Annotated in this window: 7 protein-coding genes; 1 reads left to right on the top strand and 6 read right to left on the bottom strand. The window is 38.3% G+C overall.

Annotation, left to right across the window (positions count from 1 at the left end):
• From ACGHIN_RS15280 to glgB, 6 genes are all read right to left on the bottom strand, one after another.
• A partial coding sequence (locus tag ACGHIN_RS15280) for a 2-oxo acid dehydrogenase subunit E2 (protein WP_390455401.1) occupies positions 1-855 on the bottom strand: 855 nt, incomplete at its 3' end.
• Between the two features lie 39 nt (positions 856-894).
• A complete protein-coding gene (locus ACGHIN_RS15285; protein ID WP_390455404.1) occupies positions 895-3708 on the bottom strand; it encodes a 2-oxoglutarate dehydrogenase E1 component in 2814 nt (937 codons plus the stop codon).
• 123 nt (positions 3709-3831) lie between these two features.
• Complete coding sequence (locus ACGHIN_RS15290; protein ID WP_390455407.1) at positions 3832-4872, bottom strand: SRPBCC domain-containing protein; 1041 nt, start codon at positions 4870-4872, stop codon at positions 3832-3834.
• A 557-nt stretch (positions 4873-5429) separates the two neighbouring features.
• A complete protein-coding gene (locus ACGHIN_RS15295) occupies positions 5430-6698 on the bottom strand; it encodes a glucose-1-phosphate adenylyltransferase (RefSeq protein ID WP_390455410.1) in 1269 nt (422 codons plus the stop codon).
• Positions 6699-6713: 15 nt separating this feature from the next.
• Positions 6714-8126: a glycogen synthase gene (locus tag ACGHIN_RS15300; protein ID WP_390455413.1), complete on the bottom strand. Its 1413-nt coding sequence runs from the start codon at positions 8124-8126 to the stop codon at positions 6714-6716.
• A 1-nt stretch (position 8127) separates the two neighbouring features.
• Positions 8128-10077, bottom strand: coding sequence for a 1,4-alpha-glucan branching protein GlgB (gene glgB, locus ACGHIN_RS15305; RefSeq protein WP_390455417.1), 1950 nt, complete (start codon positions 10075-10077; stop codon positions 8128-8130).
• Between the two features lie 205 nt (positions 10078-10282).
• Between glgB and ACGHIN_RS15310 the strand changes: the two genes are divergently transcribed.
• Positions 10283-10697 (top strand): CBM20 domain-containing protein (locus ACGHIN_RS15310; protein WP_463322663.1); only part of this gene is annotated, 415 nt, incomplete at its 3' end.

The raw sequence follows: 10697 nt of genomic DNA on the forward strand, positions 1-10697 counted from the left end.
CATTAATCCTTTAGGGCCTGAAACTGCAATCGAAATATCGCAGAAATCGTAGTTGATTTTGAAATCACCATCGATAGATGCATTTACATCAGGATACATCTGTAATGCTCTTGTAACCGCTTTCGTGAAGAAAGACATGAAACCAAGACCGATACCGTGTTTCTGAGCGAATTCATCTTTATATTGTTTTCTGATTCTGAAGATCTCAGACATGTCCACTTCATTGAAAGTTGTTAACATTGCCGTTTCATTCTTCACAGAAACTAATCTTGTCGCTAGTTTTCTTCTAAGAACAGAAAGTTTCGTTGTGGTTGTAGATCTTGAACCTGTAGCCGTTAATGAACTTCCTCCCATTGCCGGAACAGCAGCCAATTCAGCATCAGTTTTAGTGATTCTGCCGTCTCTTCCGCTTCCTGAAACTTGTCCCGCATCGATTCCTTTTTCATCAAGAATTTTCTTTGCAGCAGGAGACGGGGCTCCGGTTGCATACGTCTGAGTAGCAGCAGGTTGAGCAGCAGGCTTTGAAGCTTCTTGTTTAGCCGGTTCTGCCGCTTTAGGAGCCTCCTCTTGTTTCGGAGCTTCTGCAGCAGGTGCAGCAGTGCCTTCCGGCTTCGCCGCATCCATATCAATTAAACAAACTACCTGACCTACTTGTACCACATCACCTTCTTCAGCTTTTAAAGTAATAACACCACTTTGTTCAGCAGGCAATTCCAGCGTTGCTTTATCTGAGTCTACCTCAGCGATAGGTTGATCTTTTTCTACATAATCACCATCTTTTACAAGCCAAGTTGCAATTTCAACTTCTGTAATTGATTCGCCCGGTGAAGGAACTTTCATTTCTAAAACTGACATATTGAGTATTTTTTTATTTTTTTAATTGATTATTATTTTTTAAGCTGTTACAGGTCTTTTTACAGGCGCATCATTTCTGTCGAATACTCTGTTAATCACTGCATTTTGGTTTTTCTCAAACATTTTGTGGCTTCCCGGAGCCGGAGCACCGCTTGGTACAGGAGCAATTACCTGGATTCCCGTATCTCTGAAGTTTCTTAAGATATAAGACCAAGCTCCCATATTTTCAGGTTCTTCCTGAGCCCAAACAAGCTCTTTTCTGTTTTCGTATTTATTGAAGATTGCTTCGATAGCATCTGTCTGAAGCGGATATAATTGCTCGAATCTTACCAATGCGATATTTTCAGCATTCAGTTCTTCTTTCTTCGCCAATAATTCAAAATATAGTTTTCCTGAACAAAGCACTACTTTTTCCACTTTTTTAGGATCTGCCGTCGGATCATCTAAGATCGGCTGGAATGCACCATTGGCAAAATCTTCCAGTGGAGAAACTACTTTCGGATGTCTCAATAAAGATTTCGGGCTCATCACGATCAATGGTTTTCTGAATGCCCATTTCAACTGTCTTCTTAATAAGTGGAAATAATTAGCTGGTGAAGTGATGTTGGCCACTACCATATTTTCATTCGCACAAAGCGTTAAGAATCTTTCTAATCTTGCTGAAGAGTGTTCTGCTCCCTGTCCTTCTGAACCGTGAGGCAATAACATCACCAATCCGTCTTGGATTTTCCATTTTTCTTCTGCTGCCGCTAAATACTGGTCAACAATGATCTGCGCTCCATTCACGAAATCCCCGAACTGAGCTTCCCAGATCGTCAGTGTATTTGGAGAAGCCATTGCATACCCATAGTCAAATCCCAACACCCCATATTCTGAAAGGTGTGAGTTGTATACATCGAATCTGTTTTCAGAAACATGTCTTAACGGGATGTATTCTTCTTCCGTATCTTCTGTTTTCACCACAGCATGTCTGTGAGAGAATGTACCTCTTTCCACATCTTCTCCGGAAATTCTTACGTTGTGACCTTCAGTAAGCAATGTAGCATAAGCTAACCACTCTCCTAAAGCCCAGTCTAAAGAGTTTCCTTCAATAGCTTTGATACGGTTTTCGAATAGTCTTGTAATTTTATTGATGAATTTCTTATCTGCCGGAAGCGTTGACATTTTAACAGCCAATTCTTTCAGTTTGTTCAAATCATACTTAGTGTCAACTGTATCCTGAACTGCCCCTCTTTTAGCGATCGGGTAATTTGTCCAGTCTTCAGCCATAAACACATCCATTACGTTCTTCTCGATCTCTTTGGATGCATCAAAGTCTTTATCTAAAAGTCCTTTGAAATCAGCTTCCATTTTAGCGATCACATCGTTGGAAGTAACGCTGTCCTTTAGTAATTTATCTTTATAGATTTCTCTCGGATTCGGGTGTTTGGCAATAGTTTTATATAAATTAGGCTGTGTGAATCTTGGCTCATCCCCTTCGTTATGACCATATTTTCTATATCCTAATAAATCGATATACACGTCTTTACCGAATTTAGCTCTGAAATCGGCAGCAAAGTGCATCGCATGAACTACCGCTTCAGCATCATCGGCATTCACGTGCATTACAGGAGACTCTGTAACTTTTGCAATGTCTGTACAGTAGGTTGAAGATCTTGCGTCAATATAGTTTGTAGTGAACGACACCTGGTTGTTAACAACAATATGAACTGTTCCTCCTGTTCTGTATCCTTCCAGTGTCATCATCTGAGCCACCTCATAAGCAATCCCCTGTCCTGCGATAGCCCCATCACCGTGGATAATAATTGGTAATACTTTAGAATAATCTTTGTATTTATCGTCCACTTTTGCACGGCAGATTCCTTCTACAAGAGCGGCCACTGTTTCAAGGTGAGACGGGTTTGGAGTAAGGTTGATGGAAACTTCCTCACCTGATGCTGTTTTGATCTTTTTAGATGATCCTAAGTGATATTTAACGTCTCCTGAGAATACATCTTCTTCAAATTCTTTTCCTTCAAATTCTGAGAAGATCTGCTTGTATGATTTTCCGAAAATGTTTGACAGTACGTTCAATCTTCCTCTGTGAGCCATTCCTAAAACTACCTCATCTACTCCTAGTTGTGAAGATCTTGAGATCAACTGGTCTAATGCAGGAATCAATGTTTCTCCACCTTCCAATGAGAATCTTTTTTGTCCTACGAATTTGGTGTGAAGATAGTTTTCAAAAGCTACAGCCTGATTTAACTTTAATAAGATTTCAGTTTTTTCATTGGCGGAAAGACTTGGATGGTTTTCATTAACCTGTAACCATTTTTTGATGTAGTCTTTCTCCTCAACATTGTTGATGTGCATATATTCCACCCCGATAGAATCACAATAGATGTTTTCCAGGTGAGTGATAAGGTCTTTCAACGTGGCAGGCTCCTTCATTCCCGTTTCTACCGCACAGCTGAATTTTGTATTTAAATCTTCTTTAGACAGCCCGAAATTTTCAATGTCCAAAGTAGGAGTATAATGTCTTCTTTCTCTTACAGGGTTTGTTTTGGTAAACAAATGACCTCTTGTTCTGTATGCTTCAATAAGGTTTACTACCTTAAATTCTTTTTTGATCTGTTCAGGAACTTCTCCATTGGAAACTGCCTGAGAAATTTGTTGTGCTACAGGAGCGGCATTAGCCGAACCCTGGATATATTGAATACTATCGTCATCGCTATAGTTCTCTAAAGCAAAATCAAAGCCTTGAAAGAAAGCTTTCCATGATGGTTCTAAAGAGTCCGGGAATTTTAAATACTGTTGGTATAAGTCCTCAATTAACTGAGAATGAGCTGCGTTTAGGAATGAAAATCTGTCCATTATTACAGTGTATCTATTATTAAAATTTGTTTGTAGAATTAATCTTCAAATTTAATAAAAAAAACCGACTTGGGGTACCTTCAAACCGTTAAAAAAAACATAAACGAGATAAATATCAGGAATTTACTTAAACACCGTTAAAGAGAGCTTCATGTTAACGTCCTGATCTTCCATAGGACGCTCGATAAAGGTCTGTTGAACATCCCCAAAACGCATTTCATCTTTCTTAGCTTTTTGGATCAGCTGCTGAATCGCTTTGATTCTCCCGGCATAAGTTCCTTTGTAGTACATGACGTAATTCTGACTAGAGTTTACCGTTCTGAAACTAAAGTTATTATCTGTAACTCCCATCCTTTTGGACAAAGGAATACCAATAAAATAGGATACTTCTTTATCTTTATAATTATCCGCATCCGTCATCAGCATAGGATACCCGAATTCATCATCTTTTTTGCCTAAATCCATCGTTACATAATTGTACACTTTGTTGTAGTTCATCACAATGTTTCTGTACAACGCATCCTTTTTGTTGGAGGCACTTACATTGATTCCCAGCAATAACTTTCCTTCTTCATTTTCCACCATTAAGCTATCGTATTTAATGGCAGCCATCTGGTTGTCTTTCTCCACTTTGTTTCCTAAAAGATTCTTCAGGTTCACCATGCTTTTATCTATATTCTCAGCAAAGCGGTCTTCCGTCCAGAAATTTTGCACTCTTCTTAACACCGAAAGTCTCGGAGTATGAACATACCATGTGATCTTCGTCTTTTCAGCTGAAAGTGCTTTAAATTTTACATCTACAAGGGTAGGATTCTCATTTTTATCTTCAAAAAGCTGGTATCTTAATGTCTTGTTGGGATTCTCATATCGGATAAACATTTCTCCATCCGTATCATTTTTAGGATCTGTATAACTGATGGCGCTTCCCTGCCCTTCATAGGGGGTATAATAATCAATATCAATAGATGGGGAGCTTTTAAAAAAGTTATTCCATCGGGTAAAATTCTGCAGGTTATTGAATTGGGAAAATACTTTATCTACAGGATAATCTATATCTTTTTCAATCTGAAAGTTCTTGCTTTCATCTACAAAATAATACATGGAAAGCGCATAGGCACCTACCAGAAAGAGAATAACTACAGCTATGATTTTTATAAGACGCATCGCACAAAAGTAATACAAATAAAAAAAGTGACCAATATGTTGATCACTATAGTTGTATGTTAAAATTGCTTAAAATTTAATCTGAGCAAGTTTCGGTTAAACAATTGATTAAATATGACAAGTATTTAATTTTAACACAAAGGTCGCAAATTATTATTTTTTTTTGTTCGCAAGGGCACTCTGTTTAGCTATGGCTTACCGCGTACATTGCTGAGTAAAACGCCCTTGCGAGCAAAAATTATACAGAATACCGGAAACCTCCTGCGTACCTAGGCTTATATAATTTCAACATATTTTGCTTATCCCAAACTCAGATTAAATAGGTTAATTATCCGGATATGATATGACAAGTATTTAATTTTAACGCAAAGGTCACAAATTATTATTTTTTTTGTTCGCAAGGGCACTCTGTTTAGCTATGGCTTACCGCGTACATTGCTGAGTAAAACGCCCTTGCGAACAAAAATTATACAAAATACCGAAAACCTCCTGCGCACCTAGTGCTTATATAATTTCAACATATTTTGCTTATCCCAAACTCAGATTAAATAGGTTAATTATCCGATATGAGTTCCCGGAGAAAGGATAGCTCCTTTTTTCACTACGACAATGCCATCCTGAACAGAGTGTGTCCCGTAATCTCCATCCGGTAAATGCTTCCCGCCGATGATCCTTACGTTATCTCCGATGTAGCAGTTTTTATCGAGAATTGCCTTTTCTATGTAGCAGTATTTCCCGATCCCCATATTCGGGCGTCCTTTTCTGTCGTTCATAACAATTTCAGTGGTATTTTGGTAGAAATCGGCTCCCATGACGTAGGAATTGACAATCGTACTTCCTTTATCAATTCTGGTTCTGTTTCCTATTACTGAATTTTCGATCTTATCCGCCATAATGATACACCCGTCGCCAAAAACAGCTTTACTTACGTAAGAACCATTAATTTTGGATGGTGGAAGCATTCTCGCCCTTGTGTAAATCGGCGAAGAAGAGAAAAGATTAAACTGTGGAAAATCCTGACAAAGATCAAGATTAGCTTCATAAAATGATTCAATAGTCCCGATATCGGTCCAGTATCCTTCATACTGATAGCTTAATGTGGTGTACTTCCCTATGGAGCTTGGAATAATATCTTTCCCGAAGTCGTCTCCAGCGCCCTCTTCGAACATTTTTTTGAGAATATTTTTGGTAAAGATATAGATTCCCATAGAAGCTAAATATTCTTTTCCTTTATGTTTGTTCTCGTCAGAAACTTCTGATTTTAAGCCTTCCAGCATATCAAATCCCGGTTTTTCCACAAAAGAGGTAATATTACCGTCATCATCAGATTTCAAAATTCCAAAACCAGTAGCATCTTTTGCATTCACCGGAATCGTAGCAATTGTTACATCGCCTCCGTTTTCAATGTGAAAATCCAGCATTTCTCTGAAATCCATCTGATACAGCTGGTCTCCGGAAAGAATCAGGATATATTCATAATCATATTTTTCAAGATGCTTCATCGACTGGCGAACGGCGTCTGCTGTTCCCTGATACCAGCTGTCATTTTCTACGTTCTGTTCTGCAGCCAGAATATCTACAAAACCTCTGCTGAAGATATCAAAATGATAAGAGTTTTTAATATGTGAGTTTAATGAAGCTGAATTAAACTGCGTCAGGACCAAAATTTTATTCAATCCGGAATTCAGGCAATTGGAAATCGGAATATCCACCAAACGGTATTTTCCTGCAATAGGAACCGCCGGCTTCGACCTTGAATAGGTTAACGGAAAAAGCCTTGTTCCTCTACCTCCTCCCAAAACAATGGAAATAACATTGTGTTTCATAATTATCTTGCGTTTTTATATTGAGTTATTGTATAAAGCTATATATTTTTCTGCAGATTTCTCCCATGCGAAATCAAATTGCATATTGGCCTCAATCAGTTTTTCCATCGTGTCTTTTTTGTTGTAGAGATTAATTCCTCTGTTAATGGCATGGATCATATCATCTACTCCGGGATAGGTAAAGTTTAATCCTGCACCACCGGTAGAGATATCAGCTACGGTATCTTTCAATCCGCCTGTATATCTTACTACAGGAATCGTTCCATATCTCATGGAATACATTTGGTTCAACCCACAAGGCTCTACTCTTGATGGCATTAATAAAAAGTCAGCCGAGGCATAAATCTTATGTGAAAGATGTTCTTTATAACCTAAATCCAATGCAAAATTGCTGTAGGTATAATCATATTCCTTGAGTTTATTTTCAATGTAGGTGTTACCAGACCCCAAAATCATAATATTTAAAGCACCATAGCTTTGTTTTATGCTTCTCCACACCATATCGGGAAGCAGGTCTGCACCTTTTTCCGTGGCAAACCTTCCAATGAAAGCAAACAAAGGAAGATCCGGCTTTAAGCCATATTCTTTACAGAGCTTTTCTTTATTTTTCTTCTTCTGTGCTACAGCATTTTTAATGGAATAATTAAAATCAAGCATCGGATCGGTTTCCGGGTTCCATACATCTGTATCAATTCCATTGATGATTCCGTAAGCTTTGCTGAACTCCTGCCTAACCAGACTTTCCAGACCTCTGAAGCCGATATACAGCTCCTCAAGATAGCCTTCGGAAACTGTTGTAAAAGCATGGGTACATTTCATCATCGACGCTAATGGATTGATCAATCCGTTCCAATCTAAATATCCCCATTTCCAGGCATCAAAAGACGGCATATAATTCGCCATATTCCAGCTCATCATTCCCTGGTATTCTCCGTTATGGATGGTTCCGATAGTTTTTACTCCTTTCAGAAATTCGAATTCACCACAGTTTTCAATCATAAAAGGAACCAGTCCCGTATGATAATCATGGCAGTGTAAAACATCCGGACGGATCTGCATGGCACTCAGCCAATGTAAGACCCCATGCTGAAAGGCTAAAAACTGAAAGCTTTCATCCTGATATCCATAAGGATTATCACGATCCAGGAGCCCGGGAATTCTCACCATGTATAATTCAAAGCCCAGCACATTGTTTTTCTCTTTCATGACCTGAACCTGCAGCATATTCGGTCCCTGGTGAATAAATCCATCAAAAACTATGTCAAACTCATGATCATAGAAAAAAGATTTGTTGTACCAGGGCATTACCACTTTGGCTTCAACCCCTTTTATTTTATTCTGATATTTAGGCAACGCTCCGACTACATCTGCCAAACCTCCTACTTTTGCCACCGGATAACATTCCGTACTAAGGTGATAAACAACCATTTTACTTTTTATGTAATTTAATTCTGTGTAATTTATATTTTTTGTCTTTTTTCTGTTTTAAAATCATTCCTGCCAAAGGGGGTAATTTGAGGGTGATTGATTTCGGACGGTTCATCCATTCTTCATAATCCTCTCTGAGTACTTCGGGTTGTACTCCGCTACCGTTATACCTTTCGTCATCAGAGTTGAAGATCACCTCCCAATGAGTTCCTCCATTCACCCCTATTTTATATTCCAGTACTTTTGGGGTAAGATTCAAGACCACCATAAAAACATCATCCCTTTTTTTACCTTTTCTCAGGTAGACGTAAATAGAGTTATTCTCGTCATTCGCTTCCACCCATTCAAAACTGTCTGGATTGAATTGGTTTTCATAAAAGGCAGGCTCAGATTTATAGATATGGTTCAAATCTTTCACAAGGGTCTGCATTCCTTTATGAACCGGATATTGCAATAAATGCCAGTCTAAACTCTGGGTAAAATTCCACTCGCTTGTCTGCCCGAATTCATCCCCCATAAACAAGAGTTTTGCTCCGGGATGCGTATACATATACACGTATAAAGCCCGAAGATTAGCAAATTTTTGCCACTCATCTCCCACCATTTTATATATCAAGCTTGCTTTTCCATGAACCACTTCGTCATGAGACAAAGGCATCATATAATTTTCATTATACATGTACATGGATGCAAAAGTCAGTTTATGATGATGATATTTTCTATTAATAGGTTCTTCTTTAAAATAATCCAGTGTATCATGCATCCAACCCATCATCCATTTCATTCCGAATCCTACTCCGCCATCATGTACGGGTTTCGTCAGCATTGGAAAATCAGAGCTTTCTTCTGCAATAGTGATGATGCTATTTCCAAATTCTTTATAGACAGCTGTATTAAAATCCTGAAGAAAAGCTTTTGCTTCAAGATTTACATTTCCTCCGTATATATTAGGTTCCCATTCTCCTTCATTCCTCGAATAGTCCAGATGCAGCATAGAGGTCACGGCATCTACCCTCAAACCATCTGCGTGATAACGTTCCAGCCAGAACATTGCATTGGATATAAGGAAAGATTTCACTTCACTTCTTCCGTAATTAAATATATATGATTTCCAGTCAGGGTGAAAGCCTTTCCTGGGATCTTCGTGCTCATATAAAAAAGAGCCGTCAAAACGGTGCAAACCGTTAGCATCTCCCGGGAAATGGGACGGCACCCAATCCAGAATCACTCCGATATTATTTTTATGGAGCTCATCAATCAGATACATAAGATCCTGCGGAGAACCGAAACGTGAAGTTGCCGCATAAAAGCCGGTGATCTGATATCCCCAACTCGGGTCATACGGATATTCCATAACAGGCATGAATTCCACGTGGGTAAAACCCATATCTTTAATGTAAGGCACAAGCTTTTGGGCAATGTCCCTATAATTAAGGAATCTGTTGGGGGCATTTCCATCTCTCACCCATGATCCTAAATGAAGCTCATAGACTGAAATTGGCGCATCCAGATTATTTTTTTTCCATCTGTTTTGAATCCATTCATAATCTCCCCATTCATACCATGTAGTTGAAACCAATGAAGCAGCCTGAATATTCTGTTCCCAGCTCAAACCATAAGGATCACTTTTCTCCATGATTTCCCCATAAGCAGTTTCAATAGCATATTTGTATAAAGTTCCCCAGGTTAAACCGGCAATAAAACCTTCCCAGATTCCCGATTCATCCCAACGGGGATATAAAATATGGTCTTTATGATTCCAGTGATTAAAATTCCCGATCACTGAAACTTTTTTGGCATTCGGTGCCCAAACAGAAAAATAAACCCCTTGAATTCCGTCTTTCTCCACAGAATGAGCACCAAACTTATCATATAGCTTGTAATGCCTACCTTCTTTGAAAAGATAAATATCTTCTTCCGTGAAAAGCGTGTATGTTTTAACCGAATTCATCAAGGCTGGTTTAATTTTATATTTTCTCTGAAACTACAAAAAAAATTAACAATAACCGTTACATATTATTGAATTAATTATTATGTTAATTCCCTCTCTCACCTATTTTCTCAAATATATCATTTTTTCAACCATTGTTTTTATGATTTCAAAATGATCTATAAAAGATTTTTTATAAATTTAGTGTTTAATTTTTTACGCACATATGATGAGGTTCGAACTCTATACGGAAGAAAAGGATGACAGAACAGTTTATATTACGGGGAATTTTAACAAGTGGAACCCCAAAGACAATAACTATCAACTTAAGACATCCGATTCCGGCACTTATTTTATTGATATTGACGACAGCATTCTTCCGGATCCTATTGAATATAAATTCACTAAAGGAGGCTGGGAAAACGTAGAGCTGGACAAATACGGAAACATTACCCCCAATCGGAAAATTGCAAAATCAGCAGGAAAAGCTTGTGATATGGTGGAGAAATGGAGACTCAACTGGGGTCCTTTTAAAAAAGAGTTTTTCCCTATTGCTGAAATTATCTCAGAGGAATTTTACATCCCACAACTTGACCGTTATCGTAAAGTCTGGGCTCTTCTGCCTTACGTTTATTATATTT

It is taken from the genome of Chryseobacterium barbadense (assembly GCF_042849955.1).
Lineage (GTDB): Bacteria > Bacteroidota > Bacteroidia > Flavobacteriales > Weeksellaceae > Chryseobacterium.